General features: G+C 60.9%; 20 protein-coding genes. 8 read left to right on the plus strand and 12 right to left on the minus strand.

The genetic code is table 11. The annotated features are described in order from the left end of the window. Nucleotides 1–19 precede the first annotated feature (19 nt). Nucleotides 20–940 (minus strand): TauD/TfdA dioxygenase family protein, encoded by a 921-nt coding sequence (locus tag ACTJKS_RS09875; protein ID WP_108181343.1) that lies wholly within the window; start codon nucleotides 938–940, stop codon nucleotides 20–22. 181 nt (nucleotides 941–1,121) lie between these two features. On the opposite strand from ACTJKS_RS09875, the gene ACTJKS_RS09880 reads away from it, so the two are divergent. Further along, complete coding sequence (locus ACTJKS_RS09880) at nucleotides 1,122–2,042, plus strand: LysR family transcriptional regulator (RefSeq protein WP_041071095.1); 921 nt, start codon at nucleotides 1,122–1,124, stop codon at nucleotides 2,040–2,042. A 77-nt stretch (nucleotides 2,043–2,119) separates the two neighbouring features. Here the strand turns inward: ACTJKS_RS09880 and ACTJKS_RS09885 are convergent, their stop codons facing one another. Further along, nucleotides 2,120–3,133: an ABC transporter substrate-binding protein gene (locus tag ACTJKS_RS09885; RefSeq protein ID WP_108181342.1), complete on the minus strand. Its 1,014-nt coding sequence runs from the start codon at nucleotides 3,131–3,133 to the stop codon at nucleotides 2,120–2,122. 397 nt (nucleotides 3,134–3,530) lie between these two features. Here ACTJKS_RS09885 and ACTJKS_RS09890 point away from each other — a divergent pair, with 397 nt between their 5' ends. The 3 genes from ACTJKS_RS09890 to ACTJKS_RS09900 are packed head-to-tail and all read left to right on the plus strand — an operon-like array spanning nucleotide 3,531 to nucleotide 7,566. After that, nucleotides 3,531–5,129 (plus strand): ABC transporter permease, encoded by a 1,599-nt coding sequence (locus tag ACTJKS_RS09890; RefSeq protein WP_440828825.1) that lies wholly within the window; start codon nucleotides 3,531–3,533, stop codon nucleotides 5,127–5,129. After that, complete coding sequence (locus tag ACTJKS_RS09895) at nucleotides 5,126–5,941, plus strand: ABC transporter ATP-binding protein (protein ID WP_108181340.1); 816 nt, start codon at nucleotides 5,126–5,128, stop codon at nucleotides 5,939–5,941. The genes ACTJKS_RS09890 and ACTJKS_RS09895 overlap by 4 nt, the downstream gene beginning before the upstream one ends. A gap of 14 nt (nucleotides 5,942–5,955) precedes the next feature. Then, on the plus strand, nucleotides 5,956–7,566 hold the full coding sequence (locus ACTJKS_RS09900) for an arylsulfatase (RefSeq protein WP_108181339.1): 1,611 nt from the start codon (nucleotides 5,956–5,958) through the stop codon (nucleotides 7,564–7,566). A gap of 112 nt (nucleotides 7,567–7,678) precedes the next feature. Here ACTJKS_RS09900 and ACTJKS_RS09905 read toward each other — a convergent pair whose 3' ends face one another. Then, on the minus strand, nucleotides 7,679–8,752 hold the full coding sequence (locus tag ACTJKS_RS09905) for a fatty acid desaturase (RefSeq protein ID WP_108181338.1): 1,074 nt from the start codon (nucleotides 8,750–8,752) through the stop codon (nucleotides 7,679–7,681). Nucleotides 8,753–8,852: 100 nt separating this feature from the next. Between ACTJKS_RS09905 and ACTJKS_RS09910 the strand changes: the two genes are divergently transcribed. Beyond that, entirely contained in the window at nucleotides 8,853–9,857 is a 1,005-nt protein-coding gene (locus tag ACTJKS_RS09910; protein WP_041071077.1) for an AraC family transcriptional regulator, read from the plus strand. A gap of 3 nt (nucleotides 9,858–9,860) precedes the next feature. On the opposite strand, the gene ACTJKS_RS09915 is transcribed toward ACTJKS_RS09910, so the two are convergent. The 4 genes from ACTJKS_RS09915 to ACTJKS_RS09930 all read right to left on the minus strand — a co-directional run bounded on the left by ACTJKS_RS09915 (nucleotide 9,861) and on the right by ACTJKS_RS09930 (nucleotide 13,497). Then, entirely contained in the window at nucleotides 9,861–11,084 is a 1,224-nt protein-coding gene (locus ACTJKS_RS09915) for a type II toxin-antitoxin system HipA family toxin (RefSeq protein WP_108181337.1), read from the minus strand. Further along, on the minus strand, nucleotides 11,077–11,325 hold the full coding sequence (locus tag ACTJKS_RS09920; RefSeq protein WP_108181336.1) for a helix-turn-helix domain-containing protein: 249 nt from the start codon (nucleotides 11,323–11,325) through the stop codon (nucleotides 11,077–11,079). Before ACTJKS_RS09920 ends, ACTJKS_RS09915 begins: the two co-directional genes overlap by 8 nt. 113 nt (nucleotides 11,326–11,438) lie before the next feature. After that, nucleotides 11,439–12,827, minus strand: coding sequence for a heavy metal sensor histidine kinase (locus tag ACTJKS_RS09925; RefSeq protein ID WP_108181335.1), 1,389 nt, complete (start codon nucleotides 12,825–12,827; stop codon nucleotides 11,439–11,441). After that, complete coding sequence (locus ACTJKS_RS09930; RefSeq protein ID WP_047290769.1) at nucleotides 12,817–13,497, minus strand: heavy metal response regulator transcription factor; 681 nt, start codon at nucleotides 13,495–13,497, stop codon at nucleotides 12,817–12,819. Before ACTJKS_RS09930 ends, ACTJKS_RS09925 begins: the two co-directional genes overlap by 11 nt. Before the next feature lie 136 nt (nucleotides 13,498–13,633). On the opposite strand from ACTJKS_RS09930, the gene ACTJKS_RS09935 reads away from it, so the two are divergent. Together ACTJKS_RS09935 and uraH are read left to right on the plus strand one after the other, a co-directional pair. After that, on the plus strand, nucleotides 13,634–14,119 hold the full coding sequence (locus ACTJKS_RS09935; RefSeq protein WP_108181334.1) for a GlcG/HbpS family heme-binding protein: 486 nt from the start codon (nucleotides 13,634–13,636) through the stop codon (nucleotides 14,117–14,119). 11 nt (nucleotides 14,120–14,130) lie between these two features. Next, nucleotides 14,131–14,541 carry a hydroxyisourate hydrolase gene (gene uraH, locus ACTJKS_RS09940; protein WP_097086822.1) on the plus strand — a complete coding sequence of 137 codons (411 nt, stop codon included), beginning with the start codon at nucleotides 14,131–14,133 and terminating at the stop codon, nucleotides 14,539–14,541. Between the two features lie 165 nt (nucleotides 14,542–14,706). On the opposite strand, the gene ACTJKS_RS09945 is transcribed toward uraH, so the two are convergent. Then, nucleotides 14,707–15,384 (minus strand): Crp/Fnr family transcriptional regulator, encoded by a 678-nt coding sequence (locus ACTJKS_RS09945; RefSeq protein ID WP_108181333.1) that lies wholly within the window; start codon nucleotides 15,382–15,384, stop codon nucleotides 14,707–14,709. 82 nt (nucleotides 15,385–15,466) lie between these two features. Here ACTJKS_RS09945 and ACTJKS_RS09950 point away from each other — a divergent pair, with 82 nt between their 5' ends. After that, the gene (locus tag ACTJKS_RS09950) at nucleotides 15,467–15,994 is read left to right on the plus strand and encodes an Mpo1 family 2-hydroxy fatty acid dioxygenase (RefSeq protein WP_108181332.1); all 528 of its coding nucleotides are present in this window, start codon (nucleotides 15,467–15,469) and stop codon (nucleotides 15,992–15,994) included. 87 nt (nucleotides 15,995–16,081) lie between these two features. Here the strand turns inward: ACTJKS_RS09950 and ACTJKS_RS09955 are convergent, their stop codons facing one another. The 4 genes from ACTJKS_RS09955 to ACTJKS_RS09970 form a co-directional block, all read right to left on the minus strand. Continuing rightward, nucleotides 16,082–17,071: a sulfate/molybdate ABC transporter ATP-binding protein gene (locus ACTJKS_RS09955; protein ID WP_047290764.1), complete on the minus strand. Its 990-nt coding sequence runs from the start codon at nucleotides 17,069–17,071 to the stop codon at nucleotides 16,082–16,084. A gap of 3 nt (nucleotides 17,072–17,074) precedes the next feature. Further along, nucleotides 17,075–17,947, minus strand: a complete 873-nt coding sequence (gene cysW / locus ACTJKS_RS09960) for a sulfate ABC transporter permease subunit CysW (RefSeq protein ID WP_007952817.1) — start codon at nucleotides 17,945–17,947, stop codon at nucleotides 17,075–17,077. Nucleotides 17,948–17,960: 13 nt separating this feature from the next. Further along, complete coding sequence (cysT, locus tag ACTJKS_RS09965; RefSeq protein ID WP_007952818.1) at nucleotides 17,961–18,779, minus strand: sulfate ABC transporter permease subunit CysT; 819 nt, start codon at nucleotides 18,777–18,779, stop codon at nucleotides 17,961–17,963. Between the two features lie 229 nt (nucleotides 18,780–19,008). After that, complete coding sequence (locus ACTJKS_RS09970; protein ID WP_108181331.1) at nucleotides 19,009–20,022, minus strand: sulfate ABC transporter substrate-binding protein; 1,014 nt, start codon at nucleotides 20,020–20,022, stop codon at nucleotides 19,009–19,011. Nucleotides 20,023–20,075: the final 53 nt, after the last annotated feature.

The following is a 20,075-nucleotide window of genomic DNA, read 5'->3' on the forward strand; positions in this document are numbered from 1 at the left end:
TGCCAGCGATGGAGCCTTATCAAACGCCGACGATATCCGCGCCTTTAATGGTCTGACTACGTTGCCCCGAAGCCCCAACCGGCACTTCACCCTTGAGCGTCACTCGCCGCACGATGCGATCCTGAGTGCCGTAATCATCAATCGCATAATGCTGCGTCGACCGGTTGTCCCAGATCGCCACATCGCCCGCTTTCCAGCGCCAGCGCACGGTGTTTTCCTGACGAATCACATGGCTCTGCAACAAGCCGAACAGGTGCGCCGAATCGGCTTGCGAATAACCCTTGATGCGTTTGACGAAGTGCCCCAGCAACAAGCTCTTCTCGCCGCTGATCGGATGCACACGCACCACCGGGTGCTCGGTCTCGTAGACCGTCGAGGTAAAGATCTTGCGATAGCGCTCGAGCTTCTCCGGCGACACGTCTGGCTTGGCCCCGGCGTAGTCGTATTCGTTGCTGTGCACGGCGACCAGTTTGTCCGCCAGCTCGCGCAGCTCGGTCGGCAGTTCGTTGTAGGCGGTCGCGGTGTTAGCCCACAAGGTGTCGCCACCGAAGGCCGGGGCCACCACCGAGCGCAGGATCGAGGCTTTCGGGTAGGCGTCGACGAAGGTCACGTCGGTGTGCCAGGAGTTGGCGCGCTGGCCCTCGGCGCCGTCCAGCTCCAGCAGATAACGCGTGCCCTCGCGCACCGGTACAGTCGGATGCGCCACGGGCTCGCCGAGCAGATGGGCGAAGGCTTCCTGGCGCTGATCGTCGAGTTGAGTCTGCTCGCGGAAGAACACCACCTTGTACTGGATCAGCGCCTGCTGAATGGCTTCGACCGTGGCGGCATCCAGCTCACCGGACAAGTGCACGCCACGAATCTCGGCGCCGATACGGCCGGCCACCGGATGGATTTCCAGCGCGTGGACAGCGGGTTTTACAGCGAGTGCGGCATTGCTCATGGGTAGACCCTCATCGACTGCTTGCGGTTGGGCGACAGCGAAACATGGCTCTATCTATATTCCATTTGCATCTAATAGATATTCACATGCTTCGTTGACGGAATAAGAGCTTGCATTTAAAACCTCAAGCAACCCTCGTCGCAAATGCCTTCGAGCTATTTTTAGGATGCCAGGAAAGCATATGGATCTTCGCCAGTTGCGCTACTTCATCGCCCTCAACGAACACCGCAGTTTTGTCCGTGCGGCGGACGCGATGGGCATCACTCAACCGGCGTTCAGCCGCAGCATTCAAGGGCTGGAGCAAGAATTCGGCTGCGTGCTGGTGGATCGCGGCAACAAGGATCTGCGCCCCACCCCCGAAGGCCAGGTGGTGCTGCAACACGCCCTGACCCTGGTGCAGGGCGCGGCGTTGCTCAGCGCCGAAGTGACGCAAATGACCAAGCTTGATGCCGGGGAGCTGCACTTTGGTTGCGGCCCGGCGCCAGCGGTGAAACTGGTCCCGGATGCGGTGGCGCAATTCATCAACGCGCACCCGAAAGTACGCACCTGTTTTCAGGTGGATAACTGGGAAAAGCTCAGCCGCGCGCTGAGCCGCGAAGAGATCGAATTCTTCATCGCCGACATCCGCCATTTCGAGGCCGATCCAAACTTCCAGACCCAGGCCCTGACGCCCAAGCGCGGGGTGTTTTTCTGCCGGCCCGGGCACCCGCTGCTGGCCAAGGAAAGCCTGTCGACCAACGACATGTTCGACTACCCGCTGGCGACCACGCTGATCCCGCCAGGGATTCGCAAACTGCTGGCGAACCTCAGCGGCCGGATCGATTTTTCGCCGACCATCGAGACCGAGCATTTCCCGGCGCTGGTGAAAGTGGTGCTGCAATCCAATGCGATTGGCGTGGGCACGGAAGAGGCGTTCGTCGAAGACATTGCCCAAGGTTCACTGGCGCTGCTGCACTGGCGCAACCTGCCGCAGAATCTGGAGAGCATGAATGCGCGCTGCGGGATTGTCAGTCGTACCGGGTTTCGCCTGTCGCCCGCAGCAAGAGCGATGATCGAGACGTTGGTGGCGGTGGATAAGCAGGAAGTCAGCGTCGCGGTTTGAAGATCAAAGGATCGCAGCCTCTCTTACAGAGAACGCATTCCCCTGTAGGAGCTGCCGAAGGCTGCGATCTTGTGATTTTAAAGCTTGGCCGCAGCCAACTCAGGCACCACCCAATCGCTGACCTTGAACGGTTTGCGGATCAGTTTCTGCTGCGCCGCCAGATCCACCGAGTCCTGCAATTTGCCGAGGAACACCGGGTCCAGCGTCGACGGGAACACTTCGCTGAGTTTCTGATCCTGCAGGTCCTGGGTCAGGATCAGCGGTGGATAACTCGCCAGCCCCGACACCAGTTGCACGTAGGCAGCCTTGTTATTGTCCTGAGTCAGCCAATCCACGGCTTGTTGCTGCGCCTTGAGCAGCTTTGCCACGACCTCCGGGTGCCCGTCGACAAACTTGCCGGTGCCCACCAGCACTGACTGTACACTGCCGGCCCCGCCCAGATCCTTGGTGTTCAGCGGCAATTCCGCCAGCCCCTTGGCGTGCAGGGCCGTCAGCCCGGAACTGCCCCACGATGCGTCGATCTGTTTAGCCGCCAATGCCGCGACCGCTGCATTGAAGTCGAGGTTGATCACCTTCAGATCCTTTTCGCTCAGGCCCTGACTGGCCAGCGCCGCATCAAACGACAACTGCGTGGCGGTGCCACGGAAGATCGCCACGCGCTTGCCCTTGAGATCCTGCAAAGTCTTGATCCCCGAACCCGGCACCACGCCCAGATATTGCTTCACCCCGCGCGCACTGGCGCTGAGCAAACGTGTGTCGAGGCCGTTGGACTTGCCGATGATTGCCGCCAGGTCGCCCAGATACGCCAGATCGACCTGACCGTTGGCAAACGCCTCATTGATCACCGGCCCGGCGCCCTTGAAGAAGCTCCATTGAATCTTGATGCCCTGATCGGCGAAGGCTTTTTCGAAGATCTGCCGATCACGCAGCACATCCACCACACCGCCGCCGCTGTGCTGGGTGCCGGCGCTCAGGTCAGGCACAGCGATCCTGATTTCCTTGAGCTCGTTGGCCTGCGCGGTAAACGCCAGCAGGCCCGCCAGTGCCGGAATGGCAAACAGACTGAAAACTCGTTTGAAGGGAAGGTTCATGGATGTAGCTCCTTGATCACGACGGGCGTTGAGGAGCCGAAAGTAGGCCGAAGCGTGACCTTCGCTTAAATACTATAAATGCACATTTTTATAGCCATTAACGCTAAGCAAGCAACAGCGCGGGCTGCAGCGGTGTATGCATTAACAGCATCGAAAATATTCTTCGAATGCATTGGATGCGCAATGCGCTGGAAGCCTTAAATGGCGCTGCTTATCTCCAAATTTAATATTTTTTATATCGCTTATAACAATTGGTTTATAGCTAATACCGCTAGAGATCGCAGCCTTCGGCAGCTCCTACAGGAGCGAATTCACCAACGCATCCCACTCTAGGAGCTGCCGAAGGCTGCGATCTTTTGATCCTGCTCCCGATCCAACCCGACAACGGAGGTCACCCATGGCCCGTGATTCCCTGCTCAGCCTGCCGCTGCCCGCGCCGCCCCTGAAACGTCATCGGGCGTGGCCAAGCCTCAACCAACGCCTGTTGCCCTGGTTGCTGCCGATCAGCCTGTTCGCTCTGTGGTGGCTGGCCGCGCGCAATCAATGGATGAGCGAACAGATTCTGCCGGCGCCATCGCTGGTGTGGAACAGCGCCGTCGAGCTGTCCCAGGGCGAATTGTGGAGTCATTTGTGGATCAGCCTGCAACGGCTGCTCTGGGGCTTGCTGGCCGGTATCTGCGCGGGTGCGGTGCTGGGTGCCGCACTGGGTTTCAGCCGGCGTCTCGAACGGTTGGTGTTTCCGACCTTCGCCGGTCTGGCACAGGTGCCGACGCTGGCGTGGATTCCGCTGTTCATGGTGTTTTTCGGCATCGGCGAAGTGCTGAAACTGGTGGTGCTGATCAAGGCCATCGTGGTGCCGGTGACCCTGCACACCCTGGTCGGCGTTCGTGATGCGCAACCGAAACTGCGCGAAGCCGCCGCCGTACTGCGCCTGCCGTCGTATTTGCTGATCCGGCGTCTGGTGCTGCCCGCCGCACTGCCAGCGTTCATGGCCGGCGTACGCCTGGCCCTGGCCGCTGGCTGGACGTCCTTGCTGGCGGTGGAGCTGTTGGCGTCCAGCGAAGGCATCGGTTACCTGATGGTCTGGGCACGGCAACTGTTCATGCTCGACATCGTGTTCGTGTGCATCGTGGTCATCGGTGTGCTCGGCGTGGCGATGGATCGCGGCATCGGCTTTCTCGACCGAAAACTGGTGCACTGGCCGCACCCGGCCACCGCAGAAATCCGCAGTGGCCCGCGCTATGAAGGCTGGCAGCGGCTGCAACCGTGGCTGTTGCCGCTGAGCCTGATCGGTTTGTGGCAAGTGGCGAGCGATCAGCAGTGGGTCGATGCGAACATTCTGGTCAGCCCGCTCGCGGTGCTGGAAACAACAAAAAACGGCTTGCTCGACGGCACGCTGATCAGCGGCATGGCCTTGAGTCTCGGTCGTACCCTTGGCGGCTTGCTACTGGGCGGCGGACTCGGTTTCGCCCTCGGCTTGCTGCTGGGGCTTTCACGCACCAGCGAACGACTGCTCGGCCCGACCCTCGCCGCCATCCGCCAGATCGCGATTTTCGCCTGGGTGCCGCTGCTCACCGCGTGGTTCGGATTGGGTGAATTGGCGAAGTGGGTGTTCGTTGCCCTCGCCGCGTTCTTTCCGTTGTTCATCGCCACTCAGCGCAGCGTCGCCAACCTCTCGCCACAACTCAACGAGGCCGCGCAGGTGCTGCGCCTGAGCCTCGGCCAGCGCCTGCGTCGTCTGGTGCTGCCGGGCGCGGCGCCGGGGATTTTTGCCGGGCTGCGCCTGAGTTTGATCTACGCCTGGCTCGGTACCATCGGTGCCGAATACTTCATGCCGTCCAACGGCGGCATCGGCAGCCAGATGATCGGCGCCCAACAACTGCTGCGCATGGACCTGATCATGGCCGGAATGCTGCTGGTCGGCCTCACCGGCGCCCTGCTCAACCTCATCGGCCAACGCCTGGAAATTCGCGCCACTCGCTGGAGACACGCATGAACGCACCGATTGTCAGCTTCACCCACGTAGGCAAATCCTTCGACGTCGACGGTTTCGAACTGGAGGCGATTCGCGAATTCAACCTCGACATCGCCGAGGGCGAATTCGTCGCCATCGTCGGGTCCAGCGGTTGCGGCAAATCCACCTTGCTGCGCTTGCTGGTGGGTCTGGATACGCAGTTTCGCGGGCAGATCAGCGTCGATGGCAAAGCCGTCAGCAGCATTGGCGGCGAGCGCGGCATCGTGTTTCAGGAGCACCGTTTGTTCCCGTGGCTGACGGTGGCCGACAACATCGGTCTGGGCCTGGTCAACGAGCCGCTGAGCACCGCCGAAAAGCAGCAACGCATCAACGATTTCATCGAGCTGGTCGGCCTGCGCGATTTCACCCGGGCCTATCCGCACCAGCTCTCCGGCGGCATGGCCCAGCGCGTGGCGATTGCTCGTGGACTGGTCGCCAGCCCACGGATTCTGCTGCTCGACGAACCGTTCGGTGCCCTTGATGCGTTGACCCGTCAGCAGATGCAGGACGAACTGCTGGCGATCCGCGACCGGGCGAAAATCACCACGATTCTGGTCACCCACGATGTCGAGGAAGCAATCTTCCTCGCCGACCGTGTGGTGGTGATGGAGCCGCGTCCGGGACGGATCAAGCAGGTGGTCGACATCGCCTTGCCGCATCCACGTCAGCGCAGCAGTTTCGACTTCCATCAGTTGCGTGAAGAGCTGCTGCACGAACTGACCAGTGACGACCATTACCAACCGAGCCTGCCGGTGCAGATCCGCGATCTGCCGCTGTCGTTCATTGCCTATTGAGAGGAGCTGTATCGATGCCGCAACGCCCCAACTTTCTGGTGATTCTGGCCGACGATCTCGGCTTCTCCGATATCGGCGCTTTCGGCGGCGAAATCGCCACGCCGAACCTTGATGCGCTGGCCAATAACGGCCTGCGCCTGACCGATTTCCACACCGCGCCAACCTGCTCGCCAACCCGCTCGATGCTGCTGACCGGCACCGACCACCACATCGCCGGCATCGGCACCATGGCGGAAGCGCTGACCCCGGAGTTGATCGGCAAACCGGGTTATGAGGGATACTTGAATGACCGTGTGGTCGCCCTGCCCGAGCTGCTGCGCGAGGCCGGCTATCAAACCCTGATGAGCGGCAAATGGCACCTCGGCCTGACCGCTGAACTGGCGCCGCAGGCCCGTGGTTTCGAGCGTTCTTTTTCGCTGCTGCCGGGGGCGGCCAACCATTACGGTTTTGAACCGACCTACGACGAACACACCCCGGGCCTGCTGAAATCGACGCCAGCGCTGTACATCGAAGACGAAACCTTTGTCGACGAGTTACCCAAGGATTTCTACTCGTCGGACGCCTTTGGCGACAAGCTGCTGCAGTATCTCAAGGAGCGCGATCAGAGCCGGCCATTCTTCGCTTATCTGCCATTCTCCGCACCACACTGGCCGTTGCAGGCACCGGCTGACATTGTCGAAAAATACCGTGGTCGCTATGACGCCGGTCCCGAAGTCCTGCGTCTGGAACGCCTGGAAAAACTCAAGGCGCTGGGCCTGATCGAGCCGGATGTCGAGCCGCATCCGCTGATTCAATTGAATGCGCAATGGGCTGCGCTGAGCGCTGAGCAACGACAGATTTCCGCGCGGGCCATGGAGGTTTACGCGGCGATGGTCGAGCGCATGGACTGGAACATCGGCCGGGTGGTCGATTACCTGCGCCAGCAGGGCCAACTCGATAACACCTTCATCCTGTTCATGTCCGACAACGGTGCCGAGGGCGCACTGCTGGAGGCGTTCCCCAAGTTCGGCCCGGAACTGCTGACTTACCTCAATCAGCATTACGACAACAGCCTCGACAACATCGGCCGCGCCAATTCCTACGTCTGGTACGGGCCGAGCTGGGCGCAGGTGGCGACGGCGCCGTCACGGCTGTTCAAGGCGTTCACCACCGAAGGCGGGATTCGCGTACCGGCGCTGCTGCACTATCCGCAACTGCCGATCAAAGGGCAGATCAGCCACGGCTATGGCACGGTGATGGACATCACCCCGACGATTCTCGATCTGGCCGGCGTGCGCCATCCGGGCAAACAATGGCACGGCAAACCGGTGGCGCCGCTGCGCGGCAAATCATGGCTGGGCTTTTTGTCTGGCGAGACGGCGCAGGTGCATGACGAGCACACCGTCACCGGCTGGGAATTGTTTGGCCGCCGGGCGATTCGCCAAGGGTCGTGGAAGGCGGTGTGGATCCCCGGGCCGGTGGGGCCGGCGACCTGGCAGCTGTATGACTTGAGCAGTGATCCGGGGGAGATTCATGATCTGGCGTCGAGTCAGCCGGACAAGCTCAGCACCCTGATCGGGCATTGGCAGAAATATGTGGAGGAGACTGGGGTGATTCTCAGTACTTCGCCGTTTCAGCCGGACTGATGTTGACTGATAGATCGCTTTCGCGAGCAGGCTCGCTCCCACAATCTGGATTTGCGAATACGATCCAGTGTGGGAGCGAGCCTGCTCGCGAATAGGCCTTCACACTCACCCATCAAGCCCGGGCAGCACGCACCTCTTCCTGCATCACCTCATCCCTGCGAACAAACCGGTTCGCCCGACCAAACGTGCCGAAATCATTGAATCGCACCCCCATCTCACGCATCACCTTATGCGCCACCGGCACGGTCATCTGCCGGATGTAAAACGGTTCCTTCACCACAAAATGATGAATCCCATGGCTGCTGCCAAAGTTGAAGCAGAACGCCTGCAGCGGCCACAACCACCACGGGTTCAACACCTGGCATTGCTGCAGCACGTTGCCCGCCTCGATGTCGCCGTAGTAATGCATGTTCGAGCTGATGAAGTGCAGGCAAAAGGTGCGCAGCACGTTCGGGCCGATGATCACCACTGCCGCGATGTCGATCACCTGCATCACTGACAACGTGGTTGCCGACCATTCAATCGGCGAACCCATGAGGTAAGCCACGCCATTTGCCGCGTGGAAGCCGAGAAACACGTACCACGCGCCCCAATGCACCAGCGCCAGCGGCGCGTAAACCTTCAATGTACGTTTGATGATGTTGATTTTGTGTGCCCAAGTCCTGGCCCGCAGCATGCGGATGAACGCCGACATAACGTTGTCGCCGACCATCAGCAGCCGCGCAAAACCCCATGGTTCGCCGTTGGTGATTGCACGCTCTTCCATATCGGTTTCGGTACCGGAAACCTTGTGGTGATTGAGGTGCAGATGGCGGCGGATCCACGGATTGATCGTGCTCGGCCGCGCCAGCCACACCAGGCCCATCATCAGGTTGTGCGGCACGCGTTGTTTGCGGAAATACATGCTGTGGATCAGGTCGTGTTCCAGCTCGTGGGTCAGGGAGGCGAAAAACGCGTTGAGCAACAGGCACACCCACCACGCCATATGGCCAGTGATGTACAGCGTCGCCGAACCAATCATCCCGGCCAGGGCAAAAGCCAGAATCCCCGCACCAAGGGCATCCTGATGCTGCAGGATCGGGTAGCGCTCACGCAGTTCGACGCCTTTGGCCAGCACCACTTCGCGAATATGCGCTGATCGCTGGGCAGCATTGTGTCGCTGGGGACTTGCAGAAGTACGGTCCATGCTTCCATCCTCTGTTTATTGATGTTCGCATCCTGCCCTGCGAACGCTTTATTGATGGTAGCCGTGAACGCCAACCTGTTGACCGGAAGCGCCAATCAGCATGAAGGAACCGACCTCGCTCGCCAGCTGGACCCGTGCCTTGCGCAAGCAACTCGATGCGCTGGGGCTGGACAGTCTCGGCCTGTGCCAACAGGCCGGGCTCGATCCGCAGTTGATGGACGACCCGAACGCGCGCTATCCGTTGTCCGGCACCACGCGCCTGTGGCAACTGGCGGTGCAGTTCAGCGGGGATCCGGCGATCGGTCTGCGAGTGTCGCGGTTCGTCAGCCCGACCACGTTCCATGCGCTCGGTTATGCGCTGGTGGCCAGCGGCAGCCTGCGTGAGGTGTTCGAGCGCATCGTGCGTTATCACCCGGTGGTCAGCGATGCGCTGGAACTGGAGCTGAGCCGCAGCGACGACCGTTATCTGTTTCGTCTGAAAATTCCGTCAGGCAATCCGGCGCCGGCCTTCGAAGCCATCGATGCGTTTGCCGCGATCTACGTGCGCACCTGCCGCAATCGCCTCGGTCGCGATTACGCGCCGCTGGCGGTCTACCTGCGCCGCCCGGAACCGTCCGATGCACATCAGTGGCACAAAGTGTTCCGCGCCCCGGTGCATTTCTCCTGCGCCGAAGATCGCCTGGAGTTCTCCCTTACCGACTTCGACAGCCACCTCGATGACGCCAACCCGGAACTCGCCGAACACAACGAAGCGGTGCTCAAGCGCACCCTGGCCCAGCTCCAACCGCTGACCTGGGAGCGCAAGGTGCGCGACGCCATCGAAGAGCAACTGCCCGAAGGCGAACCCAGCGCCGAACGCATCGCCCAGGCCTTGCACCTGAGCCTGCGCAGCCTGCAACGGCATCTGGCGGACGAGGGCTGTCGCTTCGACACGCTGCTCAACGAGAGCCGCGAAAACCTTGCGCTGCTGCACCTGCGCGATCCGCAATGTTCGTTGAGTGAAGTCAGTTACCTGCTGGGGTTTGCCGACACCAGCAGCTTCAGCCGCGCGTTCAAACGCTGGACGGGAATGACGCCGGGGCAGTTTCGCGATCAGTTGCGCTGAACATCAGCCCTTGATCAAGCTGCGTTGCAGGCCGGATGTCCACTGTTCGATCATCGCCTCGCCCACTTCGGCAAACTCGGGATGCTTGCGACTGTATTCGACCATTTCCTCCATCGCCATCTGCAGGCCATGAGCCACTTGTTGCAGTAATTCGCTGCAACGCGCCTCTGTCAGGTTGCAAGCCGTACGACCGAACCGCACCAACATCTTGTACTTGGGCCAGGCTTTCGAGCCGCCTAGCAGCAGCGCCATGCTGTCGCTCCGGATATAAACCGAAGTCGTGATGATGTCGTAAGCCGGCGCGAGCCTGACGGATGACTGCTCTGCACAATCTTCGTAAAGCACGCCGAAATTCTTCAGATGCGCATCACCGTTTTTCAGCCCCGCAGACAACGCGACAATCTTGAAAAACGCCTCCAGCGCAGAGCTCAGCAACTGCGGCGAAACGAATGCCTTGATCTGCCGCGCAGCACCTTCATAGGAACCGTCATATTTGGCTTTCGACGACCACCCGTTCAGTACACAGAAATCTTCGAACCCGAGGTACCCCGAATCGCTCAGGTCAAAACGCTCGATCACCAGAAATTTGCCGCGCTCGCTGAGCTCGAATTTTGGCACTTCGAGACCGCAGTGCCGCGCCGCCCGCATACAGAAATATTCATTGGTTGCCAGCTGCGGATACTCTTCGGCGCGAAAGGCCTTGACCAGATGAGTCGCCCCCCGATGAGTCAGGCGATCGATAGCGGCGGCGCTGTCACGCACCAGCACTTTGGGCTGCACGCCTGACACTCCGGAATACTGACCGTAGGTCTGTAAGAGATCTTCGAACAGCCCCTGAGCGCCATCGTGTACCAGCAGATCGCTGAGGGATGTTGCCGGAGGCTGATCAGTCGCCGGTGCGCTGGCAATTGCCAGACGGCCGAGCTGATGGGGGCCGACAATAGCCAACAAAGCAAAATCATCGAAGCCACGCACTGCTTTACTGAAGCGCCGCATCAATTCCTCACGCAGCGCGCCTTCGGGCAAGTTCATCTCGAAGACGGGGTGAATGCCGTGTTTCCAGCCATAGCTGTCCAGGCGAGTGGGCATCGTCAGCGATACCGCATTGTCCGCGCTAGCGTCTTCGCGGTAACTGAACACGCTGTCGTCGCGAATTTGCCCGCGCCCCAGCGTCCCAACCACCTGTTCACCAACACGGATTTGCAACCTGTCCGGCGTTTCAGTCATGGAAATTCACTTTTTGCAGAGTGTCGAGAGTTGGGCGATTGGACTGGCGGGGAATGGCAACCAGCTCGTAACCGAAGCCATTAAGAATTGCCTCAACCTTGCGCAGTCCGATTTCGGACACCGTATTGTTTTCGATCCCTGAGATAGTGGCGCGGCTCATGCCATATTGTTGAGCCAGTGCCTGCTGGGAGAGTTTGCGCGCCTTGCGCAAGTTTCTAATCAGTTCGCCGATCTGTTCCATTGCGCAAACCTGCACTATTTACGATGCATTTATAGATAAATATACAAATTGCATCAAATGCGATGCACTAATCGCCAGACTTTAGCTGAGTTTCAGAGTACTTGCACGGCGCATCATTGGGTCAGGACAACCCCCAACTCGAACACTGTGCCACTCGCATCACTGCTCACCCGCACCCGCCCGCCATGCAACTGCATGATCGACTGCACAATCGCCAGCCCCAGCCCACCCGAATCTCCAGGCTGCGCCCGTGAAGGGTCGACGCGATAGAAGCGGTCGAACAGTTTGCCCAGATGTTCTGGCGCAATCACCGGGCCGTGGTTGTGTACCTGCAACCAACACACACCCGCCTCATCACGGCGGCGCAGGCTGATCAGTGTGCCTTCATCAGCGTGACGCACCGCGTTGGCCAGCAGATTACCCAGGGCGCGTTGCAGCAGTTGCTGGTCGGCCAACAGTTCGCCGTGCAGCTGGTTTTCCAGGCGCAACTGGCGATCATCGGCCAGGGCTTCGAAGTAATCGCACAGCTCGCTGCCGAGGCTGTGCAGATCCAGTGTTTGCAAGTCGAGCGCACGCTCCGCCTGTTCGGCGCGGGCGAGGAACATCAGGTTCTCGGCCATGCGTTTGAGGCGTTCGAACTCTTCCATGTTCGACGCCAGCAGCTCCTGATACTCCGCCGTGCTGCGCGGGTGGTTCAGCGCCTGGCCGTTGCTGGCGAGCAAGGTGTGCAGCGGGGTGCGGATCTCGTGGGCCAGATCGGCAGAAAACTGCGACAGCCGCTGCACGCTGTCGTCCAGCCGCGCGAGCATGCCATTGAGCGCCTGTACCGGTTCGAGCAGTTCGGCGGGAGTGCCGCTGGCGGGCAGACGCTGATCGAGGCTGCGCAGATCGATGCCGCGCACCGCCGCGCTTAACTGGCGCAACGGTTGCAGGCCACGGCGCAGCAGCACCAGCCCCAGCGCGAACGCCAGCAACGCACCGAGCCCGACGGCCAGGTACAGGCGCAAGCGATAACTGGCGAGCATCTGTTCCCGTTCAGTGAGCACCTTGCCGGCGATCACCGTCAGCGGCTCGCCGTTCGGCCCTTGGGCTTCACCGGACAACAGCGCCAGCTCGGCGCCGTCCGGCGCCTGCCAGGTCAGCACATCGCGACGCTGCGGTGTTTGCTCGCGCGCGATTGCGCTTAACGTCGGCAGCTCGCGCTGACGAGGGTTGATCGCGATCACGTTCGAGCCATCGGCACGCCGCACCAGCAACAGGCTGTCGAGATTACCGAGCATGTTCTGGTACAACCGTGGCCGCGCCTGCAAGGCGCCAAGGCTGTCGCTGTCGGCAAGTAAGGCGCGCACTTGCTCCAGGCGGCCAAGCAACGCCAGATCATCCCGATAGGCGATCTCCGAGGCGAGCGAGCGGTAGAGAAACACGCCAATCGCACTCAACACCAACGCGCAGACCACGGCGAACGCCAGCGCCAGACGCCAGGCGATCGACCTAGACCGCATCGTCGGGCGCCTCCAGCTGATAGCCGACGCCACGCACGGTGTGGATCAGTTTCGGCATGTACGGGTCATCGACTTTCGCCCGCAGGCGGCGCACCGCGACTTCGACCATGTTGGTGTCGCTGTCGAAATTGAGGTTCCACACCTGCGAGGCGATCAGCGTGCGTGACAACACTTCGCCCTGACGGCTGGCGAGCAGTTGCAGCAGGGCGAATTCCTTGTTGGTCAGGGCAATGCGCTGGCCGCCGCGACTGACTCGACGCCGCAGCACGTCGATTTCCAGATCGGCGATGCTGTAGGACTCGGCCTCGCGCAATGGCCCGCGCCGCAGCAGCGTACGCACCCGCGCGAGCAATTCGGCGAAGGCGAAGGGTTTGAGCAGATAGTCGTCGGCGCCGAGTTCGAGGCCGCGTACGCGGTCTTCGATGGCATCCTTGGCGGTCAGGAACAACACTGGGGTGGCGCCGCGCTGGCGGATCAGTTGCAGCAGTTGCCAGCCATTGAGGCCCGGCAGCATCACATCGAGGATGATCAGGTCGTATGCCTGCTGCTCAATGAAATAGCGTCCATCAAGGCCATTGAGCGCTACGTCCACGGCAAACCCCGATTCGCCCAGGCCCTTGGCCAGGAAATTCGCAGTCTTGGCTTCATCTTCTACAACCAGCAAACGCATGGCACACCTCGATTGATCAGGCACACAGGCTAGGCGCCTTCGACGGCGTTGCCCATTACAAACTTGTAATCCGACTGACGGAGTTCTGACGAAGAGCGGCGGCTAAGGTGATGTCCTTCGCTTTCGGAGCCTGTCCATGACCGTCAAATACCTTGCAGCCAGCCTCGTCCTCGGCCTCAGCGCCAGCGTTTTCGCCGCCCCTGAACTGCCGCGCCACGCTGACCTCGACCTGAACACCGCACGCCTGCTGGCCGACACAGCACTGAGCCATTGCACCGCGACGGTATCGGTGCTCGACCGTGGCGGCAACGTGCTGGTGACCCTGCGCGGCGACGGCATCGGTCCGCACAACACCGCGGCCAGCCAGCGCAAGGCTTATACCGCGCTGTCGACGAAAACCCCGACCCGGCTGTTCGCCGAGCGCGCCCGCAGCAACCCGGAAACCGCCAATCTCAACACCCTCGACGAGCTGTTATTGCTCGGCGGCGGGATTCCGTTGTTCGCCGGCAATGAGTTGGTCGGCGCCATGGGCGTGGCCGGTTCCGGCGGCGGCGAGCAGGACGAAAACTGTGCCATCAAGGCCGCCGAAAAGGCCGGCCTGACCCTTACCCGTTCCCAATAAGGAGACTGACCATGACCACCCTGCGCATGACCTTCGCCGCACTCGGCCTGAGTGCCTTCTCCAGCCTGGCGCTGGCCGCCGGCAATCCACTGAGCGTGCACGTGCTCAACCTGGAAAACGGTCTGCCCTCGCCGGGCGTCAATGTGACGCTGGAAAAACACGTTGGCCAGAACTGGCAGCCACTGGCTCAGGGCACCACCAACGAACAGGGGCGCATCGCCGAACTGTTCCCGGCCAAACAGCCTTTCGAGGCGGGCGAATACCGAGTGGTATTCAAGACCGGCGAGTATTTCGAGAAGAACAAGCGCGAGACGTTTTTCCCGGAGATCCCGGTGATTTTCCAGGTGAAGCAGACTGACCAGCACTACCACATCCCGCTGCTGCTCAGCCCTTACGGTTTCTCGACCTATCGCGGCTCGTAAGCCACACTCCTGCAGGTTCTGTGGTTTGCCTCAAAGATCATGGATAGTTGAGAACCCTGTGGGAGCTGGCTTGCCAGCGATGGCATCAGTTCAGCAAGCATGCATGTCGACTGATACACCGCAATCGCTGGCAAGCCAGCTCCCACAGTGGAATGGTGTGAGTTTTCAGATCGTGGCGAGAGCCCGCAATCGCTTGGCATCGAGAATCTCGATCTCGCCATACCCCAACCCGATAATCCCCTGCCCCTGCAAATCCTTGAGGATCTGGTTGGTGGTCTGGCGTGACAGCGACAGCATCGACGCCAGCTGCTCCTGCGGCAGTTGCAGGACCCGGCGTGGCGCATCGATTTCACCGTAGCCCTCGGCGATCATCAGCAAGCGATGCGCCAGGCGAGCCGGGGCCGGCAGCAGGCTCAACTGTTCGAGATTGATGAAGGTCAGGCGCAGTTTGTGGCTCATCAGCAATGCCAGATGGCGCCAGTACACCGGGTGTTCATCGAGGATTTTCAGCAGCGTGGCCTGCGGGATATTCAGCAGCGTGCACGGCCCGACTGCATACGCATCGTGAGTGCGTGGCTGACCGTCGAACAGGCAGATTTCGCCGAACCAGTGCGGCGCCTCCACCAGGCTCAGCAACGCCTCCTTGCCCTGCTCGCTCACCGCGCCGATACGGATCGCGCCGTCGAGCACCGCGTACAAGCCGCAGGGCGGATCACCGCGCTGGAACAAGCGCTGCCCCGCCGTCAGCCGCCGCTCCCGAGCCGCCGCCAGCAGACTATCCTGAAAGGATGCCGGCAGATGACTGAACCATTGCCCGGTCAGCAGCCGTGAACGCTTATCCATGATCACTCCCAATTGTCGCCTGCCTGACAGAGCGAACGCCGAACCCGAGGCATGCTGCACGCACCCTACAGGAGGAACAACAATGAAAAGCCTCGTCGACCATCTCAGTCAATACGCCGCCTACCACCGCGACCCGCGCAACATCGCCAGCCACTTTATCGGCATTCCGCTGATCGTGGTGGCGGTGGCCGTTTTATTGTCGCGACCAGCGTGGTCACTGGGCGGCTTGTGGATCTCTCCGGCGGTGCTCTTGGCGCTGGCCTCGGCATGGTTTTATCTGTGCCTGGAAGTGAAACTCGGCGTGTTGATGACGGTGCTGATGGGCCTGTCGGTCTGGGCCGGACATGCATTGGCGCAGCAGAGCACGATGGTCTGGCTCAGCAGCGGGCTGGCGATGTTTGTGATTGGCTGGGTGATCCAGTTTGTCGGGCACCACTACGAGGGGCGCAAACCGGCGTTTGTCGATGATGTCAGCGGGTTGATTGTCGGGCCGCTGTTTGTCGTGGCCGAAGTGGCGTTCCTGCTGGGAATGCGCCATGAGTTGAAAGCGCAGATCGAGGCGCGGGCGGGGGTGGTGCGGGTCAATCCGAATCGCAAAGCGGCGGCTTAGGCCGCTTGAAAGATCGCAGCCTGCGGCAGCTCCTACATTGGAATGCATGTCCCTGTAGGAGCTGCCGAAGGCTGCGATCTTTTGACTTTAGAGGCTGGCGACTTTCTGCCAGACCTTCGGCTTGAAGAACAGGGTTTCACCCTTGGCCAGTCCGATCAGGCTGTCGTGGTCCTTCACCACTTCCGCCTCGATCAGATCCGTCTGCCCTTCTACCTTCAACGTCACCCGCGTGGTCGCGCCCAATGGGCGAATATCACGCACTTCAGCGGCGTGGTGATCTTCCAGCTCATGTTTGGACAACGACACTTCGTGCGGACGGAACAGCACATGGTTGTCGTCGCTGAGCAGCAAGCGGTTGGAGTCGCCGAGGAAGTGATAAACGAAGTCGCTGGCCGGGTTTTCGTAGACGTCGCCCGGTGAGCCGATCTGCTCGATCACGCCCTTGTTCATCACCACGATGCGGTCGGCGACTTCCATCGCTTCTTCCTGGTCGTGGGTCACGAATACCGAGGTCAGGTTGATGTCTTCGTGCAGGCGCGCCAGCCAGCGGCGCAGCTCTTTGCGCACCTTGGCGTCGAGGGCGCCGAACGGCTCGTCGAGCAGCAGCACTTTCGGTTCCACCGCCAACGCGCGCGCCAAAGCGATACGCTGACGCTGGCCGCCGGACAGTTGCTCCGGGTAGCGATCGGCCAACCAGTCCAGTTGCACCATGTTCAGCAGTTCGTGGACCTTGGTCGCGATCTGGCTTTCGCTCGGGCGCTGGTTTTTCGGTTTCATGCGCAGGCCGAACGCGACGTTGTCGAATACCGTCATGTGCCGGAACAGCGCGTAGTGCTGGAACACGAAACCGACGTTGCGATCACGCACGTCGTGGCCGGAGACGTCTTCGCCGTGAAAGACGATGTTGCCCTGATCCGGGGTTTCCAGGCCGGCGATGATCCGCAGCAGCGTGGTCTTGCCGCAGCCGGACGGGCCGAGCAGCGCCACCAGTTCACCGCTCTGAATGTCCAGGCTGATGTTGTCCAGCGCCTTGAACGCATTGAAATTCTTGCTGACGTTACGCACTTCGATCGACATGAATTATTCCTCCGCGGCGCTGGCGCGCAGGCGGTTGATACGGTTTTCGCTCCACTGCTTGAGCAGCAGGATGAAGAGCGCCAGGATCAGCAACAGGCTCGCCACGGCGAACGCGGCCACGTGGTTGTATTCGTTGTAGAGGATCTCGACGTGCAGCGGCAAGGTGTTGGTCACCCCGCGAATGTGCCCGGAAACCACCGACACCGCACCGAACTCACCCATGGCGCGCGCAGTACACAGCACCACGCCATAGATCAGGCCCCATTTGATGTTGGGGACGGTGACGTGCCAGAACATCTGCCAGCCGTTGGCGCCAAGCAGGCGCGCGGCCTCCTCTTCCTGCGTGCCCTGTTCCTGCATCAGCGGGATCAGCTCACGAGCCACGAACGGCACGGTGACGAAAATCGTCGCCAGCACAATGCCCGGCAGGGCGAAGACGATCTGGATGTCGTGATCCTGCAGCCACGGCCCGAACAGGCCCTGCGCACCGAACATCAGCACGTAGACCAGACCTGCGATCACCGGCGACACCGAGAACGGCAGGTCGATCAGCGTCACCAGCATGCTCTTGCCACGGAACGAATATTTGCTCACGCACCACGCGGCGCTGACGCCGAACACCAGGTTCAGCGGCACCGAAATCAGCACCGCGATCACCGTGAGTTTCAGCGCCGACAAGGCGTCCGGTTCAAAGATCGCGGTGAAGAATGCGCCGAGGCCGTTCTTCAAACCCTGCGACACCACGATGAACAGCGGCAATACCAGAAACAGGAAAAAGATCAGCCAGCCAAGGCCGATCAGGATTCTGCGCGAAGTGGCACTGCCACGCCGCGCAGCGTTGGCCGAGGACGCGGCCGCAATAGACGATTGGGACATGGTTCGCGCCTCCTTATGGGGTTTCGATGCGCCGCTGCAACAGGTTGATCAGCAGCAACAGGACGAAGGAAACCACCAGCATCAGCACGCCGATGGACGTGGCACCGGTGTAATCGTACTGGTCGAGTTTGACCATGATCAGCAGCGGCAGGATTTCGGTTTTCATCGGCATGTTGCCGGCGATGAAAATCACCGAACCGTACTCGCCGACACCCCGGGCAAAGGCCAGGGCAAATCCGGTCAGCCACGCTGGCAACAGCGCTGGCAGGAGGATATGGCGGAACACCTGCAACGGTTTCGCGCCAAGGCAGGCGGCGGCTTCTTCGACTTCACGGGGAATGTCAGCCAGCACCGGTTGCACCGTGCGCACCACGAACGGCAGCGTGACGAAAGTCAGCGCCAGGGTAATGCCCAACGGGGTGTAGGCGATCTTGAAACCGAGGTCGGCGGCGAACTGTCCGACCAGACCGGTCGGGGTGTACAGCGCGGTCAGGGCGATACCGGCCACCGCCGTCGGCAGGGCGAACGGCAGGTCGATCATCGCGTCGATGACCTTGCGCCCCGGGAAGGTGTAGCGCACCAGCACCCAGGCCAGCAGCGTGCCGATGATGCCGTTGATGATCGCGGCACACAGCGCGGTGCCGAAGCTCAGCTTCAGAGCAGCCAGCACGCGCGGTGCGGAGATGATCGTCCAGAACTGATCCCAGGTGAGTTGGGCGGCGTGGACGAACATCGCCGCCAGCGGGATAAGCACAATCAGGCTGAGGTACACCAAGGTGTAACCCAGCGTCAGCCCGAAGCCGGGTATGACGGGGGAGATACGACGCGACATAAAAGTCCTTGGTTAAAAACGCATCAATGTGGGAGCGAGCCCTGTGGTGAGGGGATTTATCCCCGACCGACTGCGAAGCAGTCGCAAAACCAGAGTTCGCGGTAGATTTGATTCACCGCAAAGGTCGGCATTGGGGCTGCTGCGCAACCCATCGGGGATGAATCCCCTCACCACAAAGGCTCACTCCCACATCTCAAGTGCCTGAACTTCAGGCTCATTGTGGGTCAGATTACTGCGCCTGATAGATCTGGTCGAACACGCCACCGTCGTTGAAGAACTTCGGTTGTGCGGATTTCCAGCCGCCGAAGTCCTTGTCGATGGTCACCAGTTCCAGTTTCGGGAACTGCTGGGCGTACTTCGCCGCCACGTCCTTGTCGCGTGGACGGTAGAAGTTCTTCGCGGCGATCTCCTGACCGGCCGGGCTGTACAGGTGCTTCAAGTAAGCTTCGGCAATCTGTTCGTTGCCCTTTTTCTCGGCGTTCTTGTCGACCACCGCCACCGGTGGCTCGGCCAGAATCGACAGCGACGGCACGACGATGTCGAACTTGTCAGCGCCGCCGTCTTCTTTCAACGCCAGGAACGCTTCGTTTTCCCAGGCCAGCAACACGTCACCCTGACCGTTGTTGACGAAGGTGATGGTCGAGCCACGAGCGCCGGTGTCCAGTACCGGAACGTGCTTGAACAGGGTCTGCACATACTCTTTGGCTTTTTCTTCGCTGCCGCCGTTGGCTTTCAGGCCGTAGGCCCACGCGGCGAGGAAGTTCCAGCGCGCACCGCCGGAGGTTTTCGGGTTCGGGGTGATCACCGAAACGTCATTCTTGACCAGATCGCCCCAGTCCTTGATGCCTTTCGGGTTGCCCTTGCGCACCAGGAACACGATGGTCGAGGTATATGGAGTGCTCGCCTCGGGCAGGCGCTTCTGCCAGTCGGCCGGCAGGGTCTTGCCGAGCTTGGCGATTTCGTCGATGTCGCCGGCCAGTGCCAGGGTCACCACGTCGGCGCGCAAACCGTCGATCACCGCACGGCCCTGCTTGCCAGATCCGCCATGGGATTGCTGGATTTTCACGGTGTCGCCGGCGTGATCTTTCTGCCAGAACTTGATGAATTCGGCGTTGTAGTCCTGGTACAGCTCGCGCGTCGGGTCGTACGACACATTGAGCAATTCGTAATCCTTGGCAACTGCAGAACCGGCAAACACGGCGCTGGCCAGGGCGGCCAAAGCGTAACGGCGAATCGACGACATGGTGAAAGCTCCTGGAATTCTTGGTGGTGGCTTTTTCTTATGTATTTCGGAAA

The sequence above is a fragment of the Pseudomonas sp. 22189 genome, from assembly GCF_052045635.1.
Classification (GTDB): Bacteria; Pseudomonadota; Gammaproteobacteria; order Pseudomonadales; family Pseudomonadaceae; genus Aquipseudomonas; species Aquipseudomonas parakoreensis.

Excerpts from the sequence above, each read along its gene's own strand:
- ACTJKS_RS09880 (WP_041071095.1), top strand. The coding sequence starts at position 1,122 with ATGGATCTTCGCCAGTTGCGCTACTTCATCGCCCTCAACGAACACCGC.
- ACTJKS_RS09890 (WP_440828825.1), top strand. The coding sequence starts at position 3,531 with ATGGCCCGTGATTCCCTGCTCAGCCTGCCGCTGCCCGCGCCGCCCCTG.
- cysW (WP_007952817.1), bottom strand. The coding sequence starts at position 17,947 with ATGTCCCAATCGTCTATTGCGGCCGCGTCCTCGGCCAACGCTGCGCGG.
- ACTJKS_RS09885 (WP_108181342.1), bottom strand. The coding sequence starts at position 3,133 with ATGAACCTTCCCTTCAAACGAGTTTTCAGTCTGTTTGCCATTCCGGCA.
- ACTJKS_RS09945 (WP_108181333.1), bottom strand. The coding sequence starts at position 15,384 with ATGGATAAGCGTTCACGGCTGCTGACCGGGCAATGGTTCAGTCATCTG.
- ACTJKS_RS09950 (WP_108181332.1), top strand. The coding sequence starts at position 15,467 with ATGAAAAGCCTCGTCGACCATCTCAGTCAATACGCCGCCTACCACCGC.
- ACTJKS_RS09915 (WP_108181337.1), bottom strand. The coding sequence starts at position 11,084 with ATGACTGAAACGCCGGACAGGTTGCAAATCCGTGTTGGTGAACAGGTG.
- ACTJKS_RS09905 (WP_108181338.1), bottom strand. The coding sequence starts at position 8,752 with ATGGACCGTACTTCTGCAAGTCCCCAGCGACACAATGCTGCCCAGCGA.
- ACTJKS_RS09935 (WP_108181334.1), top strand. The coding sequence starts at position 13,634 with ATGACCGTCAAATACCTTGCAGCCAGCCTCGTCCTCGGCCTCAGCGCC.
- ACTJKS_RS09920 (WP_108181336.1), bottom strand. The coding sequence starts at position 11,325 with ATGGAACAGATCGGCGAACTGATTAGAAACTTGCGCAAGGCGCGCAAA.
- ACTJKS_RS09895 (WP_108181340.1), top strand. The coding sequence starts at position 5,126 with ATGAACGCACCGATTGTCAGCTTCACCCACGTAGGCAAATCCTTCGAC.
- ACTJKS_RS09970 (WP_108181331.1), bottom strand. The coding sequence starts at position 20,022 with ATGTCGTCGATTCGCCGTTACGCTTTGGCCGCCCTGGCCAGCGCCGTG.
- ACTJKS_RS09955 (WP_047290764.1), bottom strand. The coding sequence starts at position 17,071 with ATGTCGATCGAAGTGCGTAACGTCAGCAAGAATTTCAATGCGTTCAAG.
- ACTJKS_RS09875 (WP_108181343.1), bottom strand. The coding sequence starts at position 940 with ATGAGCAATGCCGCACTCGCTGTAAAACCCGCTGTCCACGCGCTGGAA.
- ACTJKS_RS09930 (WP_047290769.1), bottom strand. The coding sequence starts at position 13,497 with ATGCGTTTGCTGGTTGTAGAAGATGAAGCCAAGACTGCGAATTTCCTG.
- ACTJKS_RS09900 (WP_108181339.1), top strand. The coding sequence starts at position 5,956 with ATGCCGCAACGCCCCAACTTTCTGGTGATTCTGGCCGACGATCTCGGC.
- cysT (WP_007952818.1), bottom strand. The coding sequence starts at position 18,779 with ATGTCGCGTCGTATCTCCCCCGTCATACCCGGCTTCGGGCTGACGCTG.
- uraH (WP_097086822.1), top strand. The coding sequence starts at position 14,131 with ATGACCACCCTGCGCATGACCTTCGCCGCACTCGGCCTGAGTGCCTTC.
- ACTJKS_RS09910 (WP_041071077.1), top strand. The coding sequence starts at position 8,853 with ATGAAGGAACCGACCTCGCTCGCCAGCTGGACCCGTGCCTTGCGCAAG.
- ACTJKS_RS09925 (WP_108181335.1), bottom strand. The coding sequence starts at position 12,827 with ATGCGGTCTAGGTCGATCGCCTGGCGTCTGGCGCTGGCGTTCGCCGTG.